This window comes from Nocardia sp. NPDC024068 (genome assembly GCF_040638875.1).
GTDB lineage: Bacteria > Actinomycetota > Actinomycetes > Mycobacteriales > Mycobacteriaceae > Nocardia.
Genome location: NZ_JBEZYU010000006.1, coordinates 18269 through 37121 on the forward strand (window position 1 = coordinate 18269; position 18853 = coordinate 37121).

The following is an 18853-nucleotide window of genomic DNA, read 5'->3' on the forward strand; positions in this document are numbered from 1 at the left end:
TGGTGGCGCGGATGCTCCCGCCCGGCCGGTGTCAGGGCACGTGCTACCGGATGGGCCGCTCCCACGGAGTTGGGCCGGGTTCGTCGACCAGCCAGCGACCGGCCAGTTCCGGGAACCGTTCACTGACCTCGGGCAGCAGGTCGGGGACGGTGAGCAGCACCCGATCCGGGCGCGCGGCGATGAGTTCCGCGGGGGAGACGACCGGGATATCGGTTCCCGGCATCCGCCGCCCCTGTTTGGCCGGCGACGCGTCCGCGACCCCGGCCAGCAGCTCACGCCGGATTCCCGCCCGGCACAGCAGCGCCACCGCCCGGGACGCAGCACCGTACGCGTAGACCCGTAAGCCGCGCGCCGCCGCCGTTTCCAGGGTCGCCCGCAGCTGTTCGGCATGCCGGTCCGCCACCCGCTGCAACCCGCGCAGCGTCTCCGGATCGCCGGTCGCGGCCTCGCGCGCCAGGACGCGGCGCACCGCGTCGTCGGGTGCGGCGGTTCCGTGCACGGCGGCGATCAGCACGGTCCCGCCGTACAACGCGAAATCCCACGCCGTCACGACCGACATACCGGCACCGGCGAGCATCTCGCGCAGCACCCGCAGGGAGTAGTAGGCGAAATGGCCGTGCCGCAGGGCGTTCCACTGTCCGGTGGTCGCGATCGTGTGCAGCGGGTGGTACTGCAGCAGCAGTACGCCGGCGGGCCCGGTCGCCGCGGCCCGGCCGGCGATCCCGGCGGCCTGATCGCGTTCGTGCATGAGGCCGAACGAATCCAGTACGACATCCGCCGGACCGTCCGCCGGAGTGTAGCCGCGCTCGGACAGCAGCCCCAGCCAGCTTCCGCCGTGCGGACTGGCGAATTCGCGCATGGTCGCGCCGCGCAACAGACCCGCCGACGCGACCCCTCGTATCGCGTCGACGGCCTGTTCGCGCAATGCCCGGGGCTCCAGCCCGCGCGGCTCGGCCGTGGTCGTACCGTCCTGGACGAGCTGTGCCAGACCGCAGCCGCGGCATACCGCCATCGACAGCGGATGCGCCGCCTCGTCCGGCCGCGACGGGGTATCGGCGGGCGGGAAATGATCCGCGGCCGGCATCGGGCCGAGGTCGAGCACCGTCTCCGCGTCCGGATGACCGCAGGCCCGGCAGCCCGGCGGGTCCTCGGTATCACCGGAACGCCGCGCATCCAGGACGACAGTCCGTGCCTCGGTGGCCTCCGCGAGCCGGATACCGCTCATGGCACCATCACCGGGTGCGAATCGAATCGACAGAACTCGCCGATGTGCTGCTCCTGGTGCCCGAACCCTTCCACGACGACCGCGGCCTGTTCACCCGCACCTTCGATGCGCCGATCTTCGACGCGTATGTCGGCGCCGGCACCTCGGCGACGTTCGTCCAGGATTCGCAGTCGCGTTCGGCGCGGGGCGTGATCCGCGGGATGCACGGCCGCGGCGGGCGCGGCGAGGCCAAATTGGTGCGCTGTGCGCACGGCGCGGTGCACGACATCCTGGTCGATATCCGCCCCGGCTCGCCCACCTTCGGCCGCCATCAGGCGTTCCTGCTCGACGATACCGATTTCCGGCATCTGTACGTGCCCGCGGGCTTTCTGCACGGTTTCCAGGCGCTCACCGAAACCGCCGATATCTGCTACCGCATCGATCGACCCCACGATCCCGCCGAAGACCTCGCCGTCGCCTACGACGATCCCGATCTGGCGCTTATGTGGCCTCAGGAGGTCACCGTGGTCTCGCCGCGTGACCGCGCCGCGGGCAGCTGGCGGGAACTGCTGGAATCGGGCCATCTCACGCACCGATCCTGACCCGCCGCAGCGCCGCGTCCACCGCACCCGATTCACCCAGGTGCCGCAACCGCGCCAGCCGGACGAACCGCTCCGAGAACCCGCCCGCGGTCAATCCGTGGGCGGTGTATTCGTGCACCAGCTGCGCCGCACCCTCGGCCACCGTCCAGCGCGCCTCGAAACCCAGCTCGCGCCGGGCCGCTCCGAAATCGACCCGGTAGGACCGTGGATCGGCGCCGGACTCGCCGGTGATCAGCACTTCGGACCCCGGCACCACCTCCGCCACCGCGTGTGCGATCTCGGCGACCGTGCGGTTGTTGGCCTCGGTCCCGATGTTGTAGGCCCGGCAGTGGATCGCGGGCAACGGCGCCTCCAGGCATACCGCGAAGGCCTCGGCGATATCCGCAGCGTGCACCAGCGGCCGCCACGGTGTGCCGTCGGAGAGCACCTTCACCACCCCGTCCAGCACCGCGTGCCCGGCCAGGTTGTTCAGCACGATATCGGCGCGCAGCCGCGGCGAGAATCCGAAAGCGGTCGCGTTGCGCAGGAATACCGGCGCGAAATCCGCGTCCGCCAGCTCGACCAGATCGTCCTCCACCCGGACCTTGCTCTCGGCGTAGGGCGTGAGCGGCCGCAGCGGGGCGCTCTCGTCGACCAGTCCGTTCCCGGCCGCGCCGTACACCGAACACGTCGACGCATACAGGAAGCGGCGGACCCCGGCCTCCTTCGCCAGCCGTGCCAACCGCACCGACGCGTGGTGGTTGATGTCGTGGGTTATCCCGGGATTCAGGGCGCCGAGCGGATCGTTGGACAGCGCGGCCAGGTGGATCACCGCGTCGAATCCGGTGACCTGGTCGAGGGAGATATCGCGGAGGTCGGCGACGGTGCCCGGGGGATCCTGCGGGGCCGGGCCCAGGACACAGTCGGCGAACCAGCCGGTGTCGAGCCCGTGCACGGTGTGCCCCCGCGCCATGAGCACCGGAACCATCACGGTGCCCAGGTACCCCTGATGACCGGTGACCAGAACACGCATCGTCACGCACCTCCGAAATCGATGACGGCCTTGACCATTTCGAACCCCTCGGCGTACGCGCTGTGGCAGTGCACACCCCGGATCCGGGCCAGCCCCAGAAACGCCTCCTCGTCGAACCAGTCACGACCGGACTGCGAGGGATAGCATTCGGCCAGCAGCCGCGCCTTCTCCCGTGCCAGCTGCGCCGATACCGGGTGCAGGACCACCGGCCGGGGCGTATCGGTCTCCCATTTGAGGATCTCGTAACCGAGCACGAGATGATCCCGGAACTCGGTGGGCACCAGCCGGGCCAGCATCCAGTGGTCCTGATGGGCGTCCGCGCGCTGCGGCGCGAAGACGATCTGCGGTTCGGTTCCGCGCCGGAACCGGGCGAGTTCGGACTTCACCCGATCCCAATGCGCGGGTGCGCGGCCGTCGGGCACATCCAGCACGGTCAGTTCCAGATCGGCCTGCGCGCAGAAGGCGCCCAGTGCTGTCCGTTCCTCGGCCTCGCGCGCGGTGCCGCCGCCGGAGAGCACCAGGGCGCGTACCCGCAGTCCCGGGCGCGCCCGGGTGAGTGTCAGCAGGGTGGATCCCATACCGATCGCGATATCGTCGCAATGCGCACCGAGTACCGCGATCTCGGTGAGGTCCGCGGGGGCCAGCGTGATCATCGGGCCGCGCCCTCCCACACCATCCACGGGCGGTCGCCCCGGTGGTACCCGGCGTCGAGTTCGGCGCGCTCCTTGAACGTATCGGCCGGTTTCCAGAACCCGTCGTGCCGATAACCGAAGAGACGGCCCTGCGCGGCCAGCGCGCCGCAGGCGTCTTCGACCAGATCCCCACCTTCCGGCAGATGGTCGAAGATATCCTGGGTGAGCACGAAATACCCGCCGTTCTCCCAGATCGCGAGTTCGGCGACCGGGGTGATCTGCTTGACCTCCCCGCTGGGTAACACGTCCACGCAGTGAAACGACGACTGCGGCGGCACGATCATCATCGAGGCGGCGGCGCCGGAGTCGGTGAACCGGTCGATCATCCGGTCCAGCGGGGCGTCGGTTAGCACGTCGGAATAGTTGGCCAGGAACATCTCGTCGCTACCGAGGTGGGGGCGCGCCCGGCGCAATCGTTCCCCGATGGCCGATTCCAGCCCCGTATCGACGAAGGTGATCGTCCAGTCGGCGATATCGGAGTGCAGCAGCTCGACCCGGCCGTTGCGGATGACGAAGTCGTTGGACATCGTCTCCTGATAGGTGAGGAAGAAATTCTTGATGTGATCGGCCCCGTACCCCAGGCAGAGGATGAAGTCGGTATGCCCGAAATGCGCGTAGTAGCGCATCACATGCCAGATCAGCGGCCGCGGACCCACCATCTGCATCGGCTTGGGCGCACCGTCGGCGTCGCCGTTGCGCATCCGCATGCCGTAACCGCCGCAGAACAAGACGACCTTCATCGCGCACCGACCTCCACCGTCGCCGGATCGACCACACGCATATCGGGTAGTGGGAACACCAGCCGCCCGCCCCACTCTCCGATGGGGGCAAGTTGCGCGGTGAGTTCGGTTTCGAGATTCCACGGCAGCACGAGCACGAAATCGGGCCGGTCGGCATCGATGCGATCCGGGGCGTGGATCGGGATCCGGGTACCGGGGGTATAGCGCCCGTGCTTGTACGGGTTGCGGTCCACCGTGTATTCGAGCAGGTCGGGACGGATGCCGCAGTAGTTGAGCAGGGTATTGCCCTTGCCCGGCGCGCCGTATCCCACCACGGTCGCACCGGCGTCCTTCTGATCCAGCAGGAAGCGCAGCAGTTCCCGGCGCACGGTCTCGGCGCGCTCGCGCAGCGGTCCATAGCCCCGCGCACTGTGCAGGCCGGCCTCGGCCTCGAGCGCCAGAACCTCCTCGACCCGGCGCGAGGGCTCGCCGCCGGCCTCCGCGGGCCGAGCCCAGATTCGCAGCGACCCGCCGTGGGTTCCGAGCATCTCCACATCCGCCACCACCAGACCACCGGTGGCCAGGGCCCGCTGCGCCGAGGCGAGCGTGTAGTACTGGAAATGCTCGTGGTAGATGGTGTCGAACTGGCCGTGGCGCACCAGGTTCAGTGCGTGGTGCACCTCGATCGAGAGCCAGCCGTCGTCGGCGGCCAGTGTACGCAGCGCCCGCGTGAATCCGCGCAGGTCGGGAACGTGGGCGTAGACATTGTTCGCGACCACGAGATCGGCGGGACCGTATTCGGCACGCACCCGCCGCGCCGTGTCCTCGTCCAGGAATTCGGTCAGTGTCGGCACACCGGCGGCCCGCGCGGCCGCTCCGACATTCTCCGACGGCTCGATGCCGAGGCAGGGGATACCCGCCGAGACCACCGTGCTCAGCAGGTAGCCGTCGTTACTGGCCACTTCCACCACGAACGATTCCGCGCCCAGTCCCAGCCGGGAACGGGCCGCCGCGACGAACTCTCGCGCGTGCGCGACCCAGCTCGCCGAGTACGACGAGAAGTAGGCGTACTCGGTGAAGGTCTCCTCCGGCGTGATCAGCGCCGGGATCTGCAGCAGCAGGCAGTCCGCGCAGATACGGAGATGAAGCGGATAGGTGGATTCCGGAAGGTTTAGCTGTTCCTCGGAAAGGAAACTCTCACAAGGAGGTGTCGATCCCAGGTCCAGAACACTGGACAGCCGGGTCGACTCACACAATCGGCAATGCACTCGGGCTCCACTCGAACGGTCACGGACATCGGCGGCGCCCCGCAGCCCCGAGAAGCAGCTTCTCTGTGCCGATCGACGGAAAAATAGCACCTATCCGGCGTACTTGCGACATATCGCCGGAAGGTTATTGCGCTTTGGTGACCTAGGGCATATCTTCAGCAAACCCGTAACGATTGGACTGCGTATAGCGATGGCGGCCAACCGAATCCGGTGATTCCCGCGGATCGGCCCCTTCCGGTGTCGCCGTCTGCCGCCCCGGTGGCCCCCACCGCTTGTGCGCGGCGCCAATCAGGGCAATACTTCTGCAACAGACCGGCCCGGATGAGACATATTCTGTGCTCCTCCGGGCCGGACTGCCTGAAAATGCGTGCAATCCGCCGTCGAATCGAACGGTCGGAGGCGCGGGTGGTTCCGAGTTCGAGCGGGTACGTTTCATGGTTCTGGATCTCCGGGCGGTCGGCGGCACGGTCGACCTGTCCCTGCCGAATCCCGCTGACCGGGACTCGTGGCGCGCCGGATATGTGCGCCGTCTGGCCGGCACCGACCTGGTCGTGGTCAGCGTGGCCGCCCTGTGCGCGCAACTGTCCAGCATCGCCGCCACCCGTCCCCTCTCGTGGGAACTCGACCCGCGCGTCACGGCTCTGACCTTAGGCGTCGCGCTCGGGTGGTCGATCCTGCTGGGCCGGAACGGGTCCCGGTCCCCGCATACGGCCGGCGCCGGAGCCGACGAGTTCCGCCGGCTGGCGTCGGCCTCTCTGCAACTGTTCGGGACCATCGCGATCGTCTCGTTGATCCTGCGGATCGATATCGCGCACGCGCATCTGGTGGTCGCGCTACCGCTCGGTCTGCTGGGCCTGGTCACCACCCGGGCATTGTGGCGCGGCCACGCGGCCCGGCATCGCGCCCTCGGCCGGTACCGGCGCTCGGTTCTCGTCGTCGGGGGCCCGGATGCGGCCCGGGCCATCGCGACCGCCCTCTCCGAGCGAGAACTGCACGGATATCACGTCGTCGGTATCTGCACGCCCACCGGCGGCGCGATCGGCGCACCGGCGGCGCTCCCGGTCGGCACCCGGGCGATCCCCATCGTCGGCAACGACCGCTCGGTGCGCAGTGCCGTGCGGCGCACCGGCGCGGACACCGTGGTGGTGATGGCCACCGACCGGCTCGGTCCCCGCGATATCCGGCGGCTCGCGTGGGATCTCGACGCCTTCGGTACCGAGCTCATCGTGGCGCCCGGTGTCATGGATATCTCCGGCACCCGGGTCGCCGGCCAGGTGCTGGCGGGTATGCCCATGCTGCATATCGAGCGGCCCCAGTACGACCGGGCGCTCTCCTTCGGCAAGACCGTTTTCGATCTCTGCTTTTCCGCGCTGGTCCTGATGTCGATCGCGCCCGTACTGTTCGCCCTCGCGGTGGCCGTGAAATGCACCAGCGCCGGTCCGGTGTTCTACCTGTCGGAGCGCATCGGGATGGACGGCAAACCGTTCCGGATGGTCAAGTTCCGCAGTATGTACCTGCGGGCCGACAAGGAAGCCGGATCGCTGATCACCGCGAACGGTGGCAATCCGCTGTTCTTCAAACTCAAGGACGATCCTCGGGTGACCCCGGTGGGCCGCTTTCTGCGCAAATACAGTCTCGACGAGCTTCCGCAGTTCTTCAACGTCCTGGCCCGGGAGATGAGTGTGGTCGGCCCCCGCCCGCAGGTACGGCGTGAAGTCCACTCCTACGACGGCGTGATGCGCCGCCGGTTGCTGGTGCGGCCCGGGATCACCGGCCTGTGGCAGGTCAGCGGGCGCTCCGACCTGTCGCCGGAGGAATCGGTCGAACTCGATATCTCCTATGTCGAGAACTGGTCGATGCTGCTGGATCTGCGGATCATCGCGCGCACCCTGCGGGCCGTCGCGCGCGGCGACGGCGCGTACTGACCGGTTTGCCCGGTGCACCGTACTCGGGATCGCCCTGCGCATATCCGCGAACGAAACGGTTTCCGGGCCAGCGTGTTTGCGTCCGCAGGCAAGGGGTAGGCGCGGTGTGTACCGAGGACGACGGACCGACTCGGCCCTGCTTCGGCGGCGGAAGTCGGTCGGACCCGACGAGAGCGAGGTCACCCCTATGAGCACGGTTACCGCTTCCACTGAGGTCGAAGTACCGATCAGCACGGCCTACAACCAGTGGACCCAGTTCGAATCCTTCCCGGAATTCATGGAAGGCGTCGAGCGGGTCGATCAGATCGACAACATCCATACCCATTGGAAGATCAAGATCGGACCCGGTGAGCGGGAATTCGACGCCACCATCACCGAACAGCATCCTGAGGAACGGGTGGCATGGCGTTCCGACAGCGGTCCCGAACATGCCGGTGTGGTGACCTTCCACCGCATCGACGACTCGAGGACGCGAGTCATCACCCAGATGGATATAGACCCCGAAGGGTTCGTCGAGAACGTCGCCGACAAATTCGGTGTCCTGGATCACCGCGTCAAGAGCGACCTGGAGCGGTTCAAGCAATTCATCGAATCGCGGCCGCACGCGAGTGGCGGTTGGCGCGGCGACGTGCCGCGTCCCGGCGGCTGAGTTCCGCCCGCTCGGTTCCGCCCGCTCGCGCCGAGCCGGCCGGGTCAGTCGAACGAATCCGCGACCTGCTCGCCGTCGACAGCGGTTTCCTGGAGAGCCAGCCAGCGATACCGGCCATCCTCGGCGAGCAGGACGGCGGTGGTGCGCCGGAATTCACGCCTGCCGCCGGCCTGCTGGCACTCCACGAAGCGAATGACCACGGTATCCGCTGTCGCGCACAGCAGTTCGACGGCGGAGACGGTGATCGTCAACCCCGGCCGGCTGTTGCGAGCCCGGTGCAGTCCGGAGAGCAGGTCTGTTTTCCGCACCACGGACCCATCGATGGTGACCATCGAGAAGTCGTCGTGATGGGCCGCCGCGAACGCGTCGAGGATCTGCGGTGACGCGGCCGAGCCCAGCCAGGCCGCCAGCAGGGCGTGCACCGTCTCGACTTCGGGCCGCAGATCCGGAGCGCCCGGTTCGGGGCCGGTTTCGGTCATACTCCGCACCCTAATCGCCCCGCCGCCGCGGGCGGTGGACCGGCTACCGCGGGTCGGCCCGGGTGAAACTGTCGAGCTCGGTGAGTTCCGCGGACAGCGACCAGAGCCGGGCGGCGTCATCCCGGTCCACCGCCCACGGTTTCACCCCGCCGATGAGCATATCGTCGCCGGTGGCCGGTTCGGCGATATCGCAATCCTGGCAGTAGGCGCCGCCGTGGCCGTCGAGTTCGGCGGCCGTAGCGGCCCACACGGCGGTTGCCGCGCCCTGGGCCGGAGTCTTGAACCCCTTCGCGGGCCGCCCGGCCGGCGTGACCCAACCCTGCGCGAGGTGCTCCGCGCGCGGAATATTGCGTTGCAGCGGAGTCAGGATGCTGCCGGGATGGACCGCGAACGCGCGCAGTTCCCCGGGGCCACACATCGTGTCCAGATGCACGGCGAACAGGGCGTTGGCGGTCTTGGACTGACCGTAGGCCTGCCAATGGTCGTAGCCGCGCCGGAAATGTGGATCATCCCAGCGGATCCCGGACAGGAAATGGCCCGACGAGGAGACCGAGACGATTCGGGCGCCGCGGGTCAGGGCCGGACGCAGCCGGTTCACCAGCGCGAAATGACCCAGATGGTTGATGGCGAAGTGCGCCTCCCAGCCCGGTCCGACGCGCTCGGCGGGGTAGGCCATCACCCCGGCGTTGGCGATCACGATATCCAGCCGGACCCCGGTGTCGAGGAACCTCTCGCCGAATCGGCGGACGCTGTCGAGATCGGCGAGATCCAGCGCGTGGACCACGGTGTGCGGAATCCCGGCGAGCGCCGCGCGCGCAGCATCCGGGCGCCGTGCCGGTACCACGACGCGTGCCCCGGCGGCCGACAGCGCGGCGGTCGCCGCCCGGCCGAGTCCGGAGTAACCGCCGGTGATCAGGGCCGTTCTGCCGCTGAGGTCCACTCCTCGGATCACCTCGCGAGCGGTGCTGAACGCGTGGAATCCCGAACCGATCCGGTGCTGTGCTGTGGTCATGGCAGCGACGCTAGAATCTAGAGTGCGATCTAGGTCAAGCTGTTGGCCACTCGGCTGGAGGGCGGATGCAGGAACTGTCGATCGGAGCCGTCGCGAAAGCGACCGGCTTGGGTGTGCACGCGCTGCGATTCTTCGAACGAGAAGATCTGTTTCTGCGCCCGATCCCGCGCACCGCGGGCGGGCGCCGCAGCTACGACTCCGCTGATATCGAATGGCTGCTGCTCTGTAAGCGGCTTCGGGATTCGGGCATGCCGATTGCCGGCATCCAGCGCTTCGCCGCGCTGGTCCGGTCCGGGCCCGGTAACGAAGCAGACCGCCTGGCGCTCCTGGAGGAACACGAACAGGCGGTCCGCGCCAGGATCGCCGATCTCGCGGCGAATCTGGAGATCATCTCCGACAAGGTCGCGATCTATCGCCGCCACGTGGCGGACGGGACGGCGGTGGGGGTGTGGGCGCCCACCGCGCGGATGTCCGAGTAGCCCCGTTTATCCGGTTACCGGGCGGGAATGATCCGCGGGTGCCGACGGCGGGGGAGTGGAATCATCGCCCCCGCGCTCCTCGGCGGAAGGGACGAGTGCGGAATGGATGCCGGGTTCGACGAGAACACCAGCGACGGTCGCCATACGTTTGCGGAACTCTATCGATATCGGATGCTGTACAACGCTCTGGCCTTCAACGAGTGGGCGGAGGCCGGCCGATACGACGTGCACAAGAGTCTGCGCCACAGTGACGGTGAGCTGTGCTTCGGAGGCGGCTGGTTCGTCGTGTACGCGACCCTGCCCACCGGGCAGATCGCCAACCACTACGAGTTGCGACACTGGGACCTTTTCCGGATCCCCGAGCGTTGCCGGCCGGTAGCGTGGGACGGGCATACGCCGCGGGAGGCGGCGGCGCGTATCGATCGGTTCCTGCGCGTCGCGCCGGGCGGAGACGCATCCAATACTTGACTCATTCAAGAAAAGAGACGAGACTTCCGTACGTGCATACAGCCACGGACTTCCAGCAGATGCTGCGGGGAGTTTCGCTTCGCGTCACGGCCGCGCGCGTCGCGGTGCTGAGCGCGGTGCAGGACCACCCGCACGCCGATACGGATACGATCATCCACGCCGTACGGGCAGATCTGTCGGCGGTATCACATCAGGCGGTGTACGACTCGTTGCGCACGCTCACCGCGGCAGGCCTGATCCGCTGTATTCAGCCCCCCGGATCGGTGGCCCGGTACGAATCGCGGGTCGGCGACAACCACCATCACGTCGTATGCCGGGCGTGTGGGGCGATCGCCGACGTCGACTGTTCGGTCGGGGCCGCTCCGTGCCTGACCGCGTCCGACGACCACGGCTTCACCATCGACGAGGCCGAGGTCATCTACTGGGGTCTGTGCCCGAACTGCGCGACGGCCCCACGCCCCTGATCGCAGCCCGTAACACTCATTCAGGAAGGAATGTCGTGACCTCCGAAAGCCGTCCGCCCGCTCCTGACACGGGGACCCGCAGCACCAGCGAGAGCGAGAACCCGGCGATCCCGTCGCCCACGCCGCATACCGATCAGCGCCCCCGCACCAACACCGACTGGTGGCCGGAACAGATCGATGTCTCGGTACTGCACGCCCACTCCTCGAAATCGAACCCCCTCGGCGAAGATTTCGACTACGCCGCGGAGTTCGCGAAACTCGATGTCGAAGCGCTGAAGGCCGATGTCGCCGCGGTCCTCACCGATTCACAGGACTGGTGGCCCGCCGACTACGGCAACTACGGCGGCCTGTTCATCCGGATGAGCTGGCACGCCGCCGGCACCTACCGGATCGCCGACGGCCGCGGCGGCGGTGGGCAGGGGGCCCAGCGTTTCGCGCCGCTCAACAGCTGGCCCGACAATGCCAATCTGGACAAGGCCCGCCGGCTGCTGTGGCCGGTCAAACAGAAGTACGGTAACCAGATCTCCTGGGCCGATCTGCTGGTGTTCGCCGGCAATGTGGCGCTGGAGTCGATGGGATTCCAGACCTTCGGGTTCGGTTTCGGCCGGCCCGATATCTGGGAGGCGGAAGAGGTCTACTGGGGTCCGGAGGACACCTGGCTCGGCGACGAGCGCTACAGCGGTGATCGCGAACTCTCCGGACCGCTGGGCGCCGTGCAGATGGGCCTGATCTATGTGAATCCCGAAGGTCCCAACGGCCAACCGGATCCGATGGCCGCGGCCCGCGACATCCGGGAGACGTTCGGCCGGATGGCGATGAACGACGAAGAGACCGCCGCCCTCATCGTCGGCGGCCACAGCTTCGGAAAAACCCACGGCGCGGGCGATCCCGACCTGGTAGCCGCCGAACCCGAAGCCGCCCCGATCGAGCAGCAGGGCCTCGGCTGGAAGAGCGCGTACGGCACCGGTAAGGCCGGCGATGCCATCACCAGCGGTTTGGAGGTCGTCTGGACCGCCACACCCACCAAGTGGGGTAACGGGTTCCTGCAGAACCTCTACGGCTACGAATGGGAACTCACCAAGAGTCCCGCCGGAGCGTGGCAGTGGAAGCCGAAGGACGGCGCCGGTGCCGGCACCATCCCGGACCCGTTCGACGGGCCTGCCCGGACCCCCACCATGCTCACCACGGATTTGGCGCTGCGGGAGGATCCGATCTACCGGGAGATCACCCGCCGCTGGCTGGATCACCCGGAGGAGCTCTCCGAAGCGTTCGCCAAGGCCTGGTACAAGCTGCTGCACCGCGATATGGGCCCGATCAGCCGGTATCTGGGGCCCTGGGTCCCCGAACCCCAGCTGTGGCAGGACCCGGTGCCCGCCGTGGATCACGTGCTGATCGACGAAAACGACATCGCCACCCTGAAGCGCACGATCCTCGACTCCGGTCTGTCGGTGGCGCAGCTGGTCAAGACCGCCTGGGCGGCCGCCGCCAGTTTCCGCAGTACCGATAAGCGCGGCGGCGCCAACGGCGCCCGTATCCGGCTCGAACCCCAGAAGAGCTGGGAGATCAACGAACCCGCCGAACTGGCGAAGGTGCTGCCGGCGCTGGAGCGGATCCAGCAGGATTTCAACGGCACCGCTGCCGGCGGCAAGAAGGTCTCGCTGGCCGATGTCATCGTGCTCGCCGGCTCGGCCGCCGTCGAGAAGGCGGCGTCCGAGGCCGGGCACGAGGTCACCGTGCCGTTCGCGCCCGGGCGCACCGACGCCACCCAGGAGGACACCGATGTGGAATCGTTCGCGGTGCTGGAACCGCGGGCCGACGGTTTCCGCAACTACACGCGGCCAGGTGAGAAGGCTCCGCTGGAACGGCTGCTGCTCGATCGGGCCTATATGCTCGACGTGACCGCGCCGGAGCTGACGGTGCTGGTCGGAGGGTTGCGCGCTCTCGGTGCCAACTACGGCGGTGCCGCCCACGGTGTATTCACCGACCGGCCGGGCACCTTGACGAACGACTTCTTCGTCAACCTGCTCGACCAGGGCACGGAGTGGAGGGCGTCGGAGTCGGCGGAGAATGTCTACGAGGGCCGGGACCGCAAGTCCGGGCAGGCGAAGTGGACGGCCACCGCCAACGACCTCGTCTTCGGCTCGCATTCGGTGCTGCGCGCGGTCGCCGAGGTCTACGCCCAGCGTGATGCCGGGCGCAAGTTCGTCGATGATTTCGTCGCGGCCTGGATCAAGGTCATGAACAACGACCGCTACGACCTGTCCTGATCTGCGACGGCGGACCCGGTCCGCCGTACGGTTCGCCGAGTGGCCCCTCCCGATCCGTCGGGAGGGGCCACTCGCATCCGGCACCCGCCGGCGTGGTCGCGTTGATGACAAATGTCATCAACGGGCGATGAGCAACCCACCGAATCCGCTGACTGCGCTCACTACTGGACGCGGGCCGTTCCCGCGAGGCTGGAAGCCATGAACACGGCCAAGCACCAGCCACCCGAAATCCGGCCGGCGGGGACCTCCCGGCCGACCGATGTCATCACCGCCCGCGGTCTGCGCCGCGTCTACGGCCGCGGCAAGGACGCCTTCGAAGCGGTCGGCGGCATCGACCTCCAGGTGTCCGAGGGGGAGGTGTTCGCACTGCTGGGCACCAACGGCGCCGGCAAAACCTCCACGCTCGACATGCTGGAAGGTCTGGTGGCCCCCTCTGCGGGTTCGGTCGAGGTCTTCGGTCTCGACCCGCTGCGCCATCGCGGCGAGGTCCGGCCGCAGATCGGCATCATGCTGCAGTCCGGCGGGCTGCCCGCCGAACTGACCGTCCTGGAAACACTCGAGATGTGGCGCGGGACATGTACCGCCCCCACCACCACCGATTCCGTCCTGGAGCGGGTGGGCCTGGCCGATCGGGCGAACGTCCGGGTCGGATCGCTGTCGGGCGGCGAACAGCGCCGCGTCGATATGGCCTGCGCGCTACTCGGGCAGCCGCGCCTGTTGTTCCTCGACGAGCCCACCACCGGGCTCGATCCGGAAAGCCGCCGCCGGACCTGGGGGCTGCTCGCCGAGCTGAAATCCACCGGGGTCACCATGGTGCTCACCACGCATTATCTGGACGAAGCGGAGGCGCTCGCCGACCGGATCGTGATCATGCACAAGGGTGCGGTCGCCCGCGCGGGCACGCTGCGCGAAATCGTCGACGGACATCCGGCGCGCATCGTGTTCGACCATCCGGGCCTGCCGCTGCCGCAGCTGCGTGACGCGCAGGTCGATGCCCGGGCCCGTGTCACCGTCACCACTCACGATCTGCAGGGGCACCTCTCCGAAGTACTCGAATGGGCGCGGGAGCACGGCCTGCGGCTCGGTGGCCTGGAAGCCCGCGCCGCGTCCCTGGAATCGGTATTCCTCGATATCGCCGACGATACGGATGCCGCCGACGGCTCGTCCGATATCCCGGAGACCACTGACGAGTTGATCGGAGCACGCCGATGACCACCCTCGCAAGATCCGCCCCGCGTTTTCACCGCCGCCCGCTGGCCGCCCTCGCGAAGGCCGAGTATCTACAGTTCCGGCGGAACAAAACCCTCATCTACATGGCGACGGTGTTCCCCATCGGAATCCCGGTGGCCATGTTCTTCATCGCCGCCCGGGACGCGACGCCGACGCGGGCGACGGCGGCGATGGCCTTCGAACTACTCGCGGTGGTCGCCCTGCTGTTCGTGCAGTACTACTCGGTGCTCTCGATGGTGACGACCCGCCGCGGCGAAGGGGTGCTGAAACGACTGCGCACCGGTGAGTCCACGGACCGGCAGATTCTCACCGCACCGGCGATCCCCGGCGCGGTGGTGACGCTGGCCTGCGCCGCGGTGGTCGCCGCCGTCGTCTACGGCGCCGGAGTACCCGCGCCCGTGAACCCCGTCGCGATACTGCTGGCACTTCTCGGCGGAATCCTGCTGTTCTCGCTGCTGGCGCTCGCGACCAGTACGGTCACCAAGAATGCCGAGGCCGCGCAGATCACCTCGCTGCCGGTGATGACGGTGGCCATGCTCGGACTCGCCTCCATCCGCGGCATCCTGCCGGACAGACTGGCCGATATCGCCGACTGGACACCGTTCGCCGCGGTGTCCGATCTGATCTCGCTGGGAGTCGCCGGTACGGCCGTCGGCACCACCGAACCGGTGCTCGGTTTCGCCGCCACCTTCCCCGAGCTCGGCCGCCCGTTTGCGACACTGGCGATATGGACCGTCCTGGCGCTCGCGCTGATCCGCACGAGCTTCCGCTGGGACGATCGCGGGTGACCCACTGGGCCTCCCGGTGGCACGAGATGTCGGGGGCGGCCAAGTTCCGCCTCTACACCTGGGCCACGCTTCAGGGGACGTTGGTGTCGATGATCCTCGTTGTCGCAATCACCGCGCGCTCGCCGTGGCCTACGGCCGCCATCGTGGTGGCGGGTGCCGCGGCGATCGCGGCGGTCGAAGCCCGTCCCGAGCTCGGTGCCTCGACGAGTCCGGCGATACGACGGTGGCTGCTGCCCGCCGCCACGGTCACCCTGGCGGCGGTGTGGCTGGCCGCTGCCGTCGTCGCACGCACCGCCACCGGCGACAAGGTGGTGGCGCAAGCGCGGGTGGTCGGTATTCTCACCGTCCTGCTGGCCGTGTTCGCGGTGCTGTCGTTCCTCCGCGGCAGGTGGTGGATTCTGCTCGGTCTCGCCGTCGCCACCGGTCTCGCTTTCGGCTTCACCGCCAGGGCCGCTCTGGGTATCGGTGCCGGCATTCTGGCCGGGGGGCTCGTCGCCATCGGGACGGCCCTGCTCACGGTGTGGGGGTTGCGTATCGTCGACGAACTGGAGCGCACCAAGGTCGTGGAGGCCGAGTTGCGGGTCGCGCAGGAACGGCTGCGGTTCGCCCGGGACCTGCACGACGTGGTGGGCCGCGGGTTCTCCGCGATCGCCGTCAAAAGCGAACTCGCGACCGCCCTGTCGCGCGCCGGGAAGTCCGACCGGGCCGCCGCCGAGATGGACGAGGTCCGCACCCTCGCCGTCGAGTCGATGGGGCAGATGCGGGAACTGGTCCGGGGCTACCGCGGCATCGATCTGCTCGGCGAGGTCGGCGGTGCGCGGTCGCTGCTGTCGGCGGCCGGTTGCCGGATGCTCATCGAGGGCGACCCCGCCGCGGTCCCCGGACGATTTCACGAGGTCGCGGCGTGGGTGGTTCGTGAGGGCACCACGAATATCGTCGAACACTCCGCGGCCACGGTCGCGACCCTGACCCTCGGAGCCGCGGGAATGTCGCTGCGCAACGACAACCCGCACACTCCGGTGGGGGAGCGGTCGGGGCTGCGCGGCCTGGCCGAGCGGCTCGCGACCGTGGGCGCGACTCTCGAGACCACCGCCACCGATACCGAATTCTTGCTCGAAATACATTGGGGAGAACAGTGATACCCGTTTTCCTGGCCGACGACGAAACCCTCATCCGCGCCGCCCTGGCGACCATGCTCGACCTGGAAGCCGATCTCGAGGTCGTGGCCCATATGGGTTCCGGTGAGGAACTCGTCGCCGCGTGGCTCCACCGCCGCGACAGCGGAGAACCGCAGGCCGTGGCCGTCATCGACCTGCAACTGCCCGGTATCGACGGTATCGACACCGCCGCGCAACTGCTCGCGGCAACCCCCGGCGGCGCGACCCTGATCGTCACCAGCCACGGCCGCCCCGGCTACCTCAAACGGGCGCTCGCCACCGGTGTCCGCGGATTCCTGCCCAAAACCACCTCGGCCGCCACCTTGGCCGAGGTGATCCGCACCGTCCACGCAGGCGGTCGCTATGTCGATCCCGAGCTCGCCGCGGAGGCGATCAGCGCCGGCGACACCGTGCTCACCGCCCGCGAGGCCGATGTCCTGGAATACGCCCTGGACGGCTCATCCGTCGACGATATCGCCCGTCGGATCCACCTCTCGCCCGGCACCATCCGCAACTATCTGTCCTCGGCCATGGCCAAACTCGGCGTCTCCAACCGCTACGAGGCCGCCCTCAAAGCACGCGAGAAGGGCTGGATCTAGGTAGGCCGGGCCGTCTCCTCGTCGAACTGCGCCCGCGCCCGCTCCACATCGGGCAGAGCGACCGTCGTCCAGTCCAGCAGGGCGTCGATGAGATCCTGCAGCGATTTCCCGATACCGGTGATGCGATACTCGACCGCCACCGGCCGGGTATCGGTGACGGTCCGTTCCACCATCCCGTTGCGTTCCAGCCGCCGCAGCGCCGTCGTCAGCGATTTCTGTGTGACCACCGGTATCGCCCGGCGGAGTTCGTTGAAACGCAACGGTCCCTCGCACAGCGACTCCAGAATCTGCACCGACCATTTGTCGAGCACCTGATCGAGCAGTTCACGATGCCGCGCGGACAGCTGCGGGCCGGGCGGGTTCGGGGGAGCGGTTTCCGGCATGACACCTAGTCTCGTTGAAGTGTCCTTCGAGTACCAGGTAGACCTCGGATACCTACACTGCGAAGGAAGGCTCCACCGTGACCGTGCAGTACCTCACCCCCGACGGTATGTTCGCTCCCGTTCCCTACCACCACGTTTCGATCGCCACCGGCACCCGCCACATCCACGTCGCCGGCCAGATCGCGCGCGACTCCGAGGGGAACCCCGTCGCCACCGGTGACCTCGCCGGCCAAGTGGCGCACTCCCTGCGCAACACCGCCCGCGGCCTCGCGGGCGCCGGCGCCACTTTCGCCGACGTGGTACGCCTTCGATTCTTCGTCACCGATTGGAGCCCGGACAAGTACCCCGCGTTCATCGAGGGCATCGAACGGGTCTCCGGGGAACTCGGCCTACCGGACCCCTTGCCGCCGGTGTCCGCGATCGGCGTCGACTATCTCTTCGAACCCGATGTGCTCGTCGAAGTCGAGGCCGACGCGATCCTCGACTGAGCTGCTCGCCGCCGCTCCGCCTGAGGCAGGAGGATCGCGCTCGGGCGGTCCGCGCGAGCCGGGTGCTGCACTGGAAACACCCCGCTCGACCAGCCGATTAGCTCTCCCGAGCCCCTCTGGGGTAATCTCATCGAGCGCCCGGGGACCGGGCGCGACGGGCTGTGGCGCAGTTTGGTAGCGCACTTGACTGGGGGTCAAGTGGTCGCAGGTTCAAATCCTGTCAGCCCGACAGCAGAAAAAACCCTTCCGAACTGCGGTCGGAGGGGTTTTTCTCGTTGCAGCGACCCGAGCGCTTCCGGCGCGATCTCACAGAGATCTCACGTTTTCGCCACTATCGACCCCGTCCCAGCGCTCCAGAACCTCCCGGTTGTCGGGCACGGTCTCAGGTACGTCGATGTAGTGGGCTTTGGCCGCCGCGCGGGTATCGCCGAACTGGCGGCCCGCGCGCTCGGGGTCGCACAGGCGCGGTCGACGGCGGTCGAATGTCGCGGTTGCCGTCCACGGTCACGCCCATCGTCATATCGATCGGGCGACTCGCGACGTTGCCGTCTCTGATCTTCACGTTCACGCAGTCCAGAAACAGCACCGGATACACCGAGTCCAGGGGCCGGTTCTGCCAGTCGGCCATGGCATCCATAACCCGGTCGGTGTTGGTGGAAATAGGTTATTTCGATACCTCGGCGCCATTGACCTCACGCAGCTGCGCCGAGATCTCCCCGGTCGCCGATTTTCGGCCGGCAGCGAGGTCGCGAAATTCTGCACACCGTTCAAACTGCGCGACGTTTCTTCACCATCTGCAGTTGTGTTGCGGAGGGGTGCCGGTGCATGGGGCGACCTGTGGCGACGATCGCGGTCCGGAAAATTTAATCGTCCGTTCACCGGTGGGAGCCGCTTCCGGTTGCGCCGAAGACCGGCGCCGGTTTCACTTGGCGCGTGAGCGCACACGAAAGTGCCTCGTCCTGCCGGTG

21 protein-coding genes and 1 tRNA gene are annotated in these 18853 nt (G+C 68.0%); 13 read left to right on the forward strand and 9 right to left on the reverse strand.

Going from position 1 to position 18853, the window contains the following annotated elements; all coding sequences use genetic code 11:
• Positions 1 to 43: 43 nt before the first annotated feature.
• Positions 44 to 1225, reverse strand: a complete 1182-nt coding sequence (locus AB0F41_RS09155; RefSeq protein ID WP_357422253.1) for a methyltransferase C-terminal domain-containing protein — start codon at positions 1223 to 1225, stop codon at positions 44 to 46.
• Between the two features lie 14 nt (positions 1226 to 1239).
• On the opposite strand from AB0F41_RS09155, the gene rfbC reads away from it, so the two are divergent.
• Complete coding sequence (gene rfbC, locus AB0F41_RS09160) at positions 1240 to 1806, forward strand: dTDP-4-dehydrorhamnose 3,5-epimerase (RefSeq protein WP_357422254.1); 567 nt, start codon at positions 1240 to 1242, stop codon at positions 1804 to 1806.
• On the opposite strand, the gene AB0F41_RS09165 is transcribed toward rfbC, so the two are convergent.
• Genes AB0F41_RS09165 through AB0F41_RS09180 form a run of 4 tightly spaced genes read right to left on the reverse strand, consistent with a single transcriptional unit; the run spans position 1790 to position 5497 of the window.
• Complete coding sequence (locus AB0F41_RS09165) at positions 1790 to 2818, reverse strand: SDR family oxidoreductase (protein WP_357422255.1); 1029 nt, start codon at positions 2816 to 2818, stop codon at positions 1790 to 1792. The two genes, rfbC and AB0F41_RS09165, sit on opposite strands and share 17 nt — an antisense overlap.
• A 2-nt stretch (positions 2819 to 2820) precedes the next feature.
• Positions 2821 to 3471 carry a PIG-L family deacetylase gene (locus AB0F41_RS09170; RefSeq protein ID WP_357422256.1) on the reverse strand — a complete coding sequence of 217 codons (651 nt, stop codon included), beginning with the start codon at positions 3469 to 3471 and terminating at the stop codon, positions 2821 to 2823.
• Positions 3468 to 4250: a glucose-1-phosphate cytidylyltransferase gene (locus AB0F41_RS09175; RefSeq protein ID WP_357422257.1), complete on the reverse strand. Its 783-nt coding sequence runs from the start codon at positions 4248 to 4250 to the stop codon at positions 3468 to 3470. The genes AB0F41_RS09170 and AB0F41_RS09175 overlap by 4 nt, the downstream gene beginning before the upstream one ends.
• Positions 4247 to 5497: a class I SAM-dependent methyltransferase gene (locus AB0F41_RS09180; RefSeq protein WP_357422258.1), complete on the reverse strand. Its 1251-nt coding sequence runs from the start codon at positions 5495 to 5497 to the stop codon at positions 4247 to 4249. The genes AB0F41_RS09175 and AB0F41_RS09180 overlap by 4 nt, the downstream gene beginning before the upstream one ends.
• A 434-nt stretch (positions 5498 to 5931) precedes the next feature.
• On the opposite strand from AB0F41_RS09180, the gene AB0F41_RS09185 reads away from it, so the two are divergent.
• Both AB0F41_RS09185 and AB0F41_RS09190 read left to right on the forward strand, forming a co-directional pair.
• Positions 5932 to 7422 (forward strand): sugar transferase, encoded by a 1491-nt coding sequence (locus tag AB0F41_RS09185; RefSeq protein ID WP_357422259.1) that lies wholly within the window; start codon positions 5932 to 5934, stop codon positions 7420 to 7422.
• Between the two features lie 187 nt (positions 7423 to 7609).
• Positions 7610 to 8071: an SRPBCC family protein gene (locus AB0F41_RS09190; protein WP_357422260.1), complete on the forward strand. Its 462-nt coding sequence runs from the start codon at positions 7610 to 7612 to the stop codon at positions 8069 to 8071.
• Between the two features lie 44 nt (positions 8072 to 8115).
• Here the strand turns inward: AB0F41_RS09190 and AB0F41_RS09195 are convergent, their stop codons facing one another.
• Positions 8116 to 8550, reverse strand: coding sequence for a nuclear transport factor 2 family protein (locus tag AB0F41_RS09195; RefSeq protein ID WP_357422261.1), 435 nt, complete (start codon positions 8548 to 8550; stop codon positions 8116 to 8118).
• 43 nt (positions 8551 to 8593) lie between these two features.
• The gene (locus AB0F41_RS09200; protein ID WP_357422262.1) at positions 8594 to 9562 is read right to left on the reverse strand and encodes an oxidoreductase; all 969 of its coding nucleotides are present in this window, start codon (positions 9560 to 9562) and stop codon (positions 8594 to 8596) included.
• 65 nt (positions 9563 to 9627) lie between these two features.
• On the opposite strand from AB0F41_RS09200, the gene AB0F41_RS09205 reads away from it, so the two are divergent.
• The 8 genes from AB0F41_RS09205 to AB0F41_RS09240 all read left to right on the forward strand — a co-directional run bounded on the left by AB0F41_RS09205 (position 9628) and on the right by AB0F41_RS09240 (position 17014).
• On the forward strand, positions 9628 to 10041 hold the full coding sequence (locus AB0F41_RS09205; protein WP_357422263.1) for a MerR family transcriptional regulator: 414 nt from the start codon (positions 9628 to 9630) through the stop codon (positions 10039 to 10041).
• Positions 10042 to 10143: 102 nt separating this feature from the next.
• Entirely contained in the window at positions 10144 to 10509 is a 366-nt protein-coding gene (locus tag AB0F41_RS09210) for a hypothetical protein (RefSeq protein ID WP_357422264.1), read from the forward strand.
• Between the two features lie 32 nt (positions 10510 to 10541).
• On the forward strand, positions 10542 to 10973 hold the full coding sequence (locus AB0F41_RS09215; RefSeq protein WP_357422265.1) for a Fur family transcriptional regulator: 432 nt from the start codon (positions 10542 to 10544) through the stop codon (positions 10971 to 10973).
• Positions 10974 to 11008: 35 nt separating this feature from the next.
• On the forward strand, positions 11009 to 13240 hold the full coding sequence (gene katG / locus AB0F41_RS09220) for a catalase/peroxidase HPI (protein WP_357422266.1): 2232 nt from the start codon (positions 11009 to 11011) through the stop codon (positions 13238 to 13240).
• A gap of 198 nt (positions 13241 to 13438) precedes the next feature.
• Complete coding sequence (locus AB0F41_RS09225; protein WP_357422267.1) at positions 13439 to 14452, forward strand: ABC transporter ATP-binding protein; 1014 nt, start codon at positions 13439 to 13441, stop codon at positions 14450 to 14452.
• Complete coding sequence (locus tag AB0F41_RS09230; protein WP_357422268.1) at positions 14449 to 15258, forward strand: ABC transporter permease; 810 nt, start codon at positions 14449 to 14451, stop codon at positions 15256 to 15258. The genes AB0F41_RS09225 and AB0F41_RS09230 overlap by 4 nt, the downstream gene beginning before the upstream one ends.
• Positions 15255 to 16397: a histidine kinase gene (locus AB0F41_RS09235; RefSeq protein WP_357422269.1), complete on the forward strand. Its 1143-nt coding sequence runs from the start codon at positions 15255 to 15257 to the stop codon at positions 16395 to 16397. The genes AB0F41_RS09230 and AB0F41_RS09235 overlap by 4 nt, the downstream gene beginning before the upstream one ends.
• The gene (locus AB0F41_RS09240; RefSeq protein WP_357422270.1) at positions 16394 to 17014 is read left to right on the forward strand and encodes a response regulator transcription factor; all 621 of its coding nucleotides are present in this window, start codon (positions 16394 to 16396) and stop codon (positions 17012 to 17014) included. Before AB0F41_RS09235 ends, AB0F41_RS09240 begins: the two co-directional genes overlap by 4 nt.
• On the opposite strand, the gene AB0F41_RS09245 is transcribed toward AB0F41_RS09240, so the two are convergent.
• Positions 17011 to 17397 (reverse strand): helix-turn-helix domain-containing protein, encoded by a 387-nt coding sequence (locus AB0F41_RS09245; protein ID WP_357422271.1) that lies wholly within the window; start codon positions 17395 to 17397, stop codon positions 17011 to 17013. The genes AB0F41_RS09240 and AB0F41_RS09245 overlap by 4 nt on opposite strands.
• 77 nt (positions 17398 to 17474) lie before the next feature.
• Here AB0F41_RS09245 and AB0F41_RS09250 point away from each other — a divergent pair, with 77 nt between their 5' ends.
• Both AB0F41_RS09250 and AB0F41_RS09255 read left to right on the forward strand, forming a co-directional pair.
• Positions 17475 to 17885 (forward strand): RidA family protein, encoded by a 411-nt coding sequence (locus AB0F41_RS09250; protein ID WP_357422272.1) that lies wholly within the window; start codon positions 17475 to 17477, stop codon positions 17883 to 17885.
• Between the two features lie 155 nt (positions 17886 to 18040).
• Positions 18041 to 18114, forward strand: a tRNA-Pro gene (locus tag AB0F41_RS09255).
• A gap of 153 nt (positions 18115 to 18267) precedes the next feature.
• On the opposite strand, the gene AB0F41_RS09260 is transcribed toward AB0F41_RS09255, so the two are convergent.
• Entirely contained in the window at positions 18268 to 18522 is a 255-nt protein-coding gene (locus AB0F41_RS09260) for a transposase (protein ID WP_357422273.1), read from the reverse strand.
• Positions 18523 to 18853: the final 331 nt, after the last annotated feature.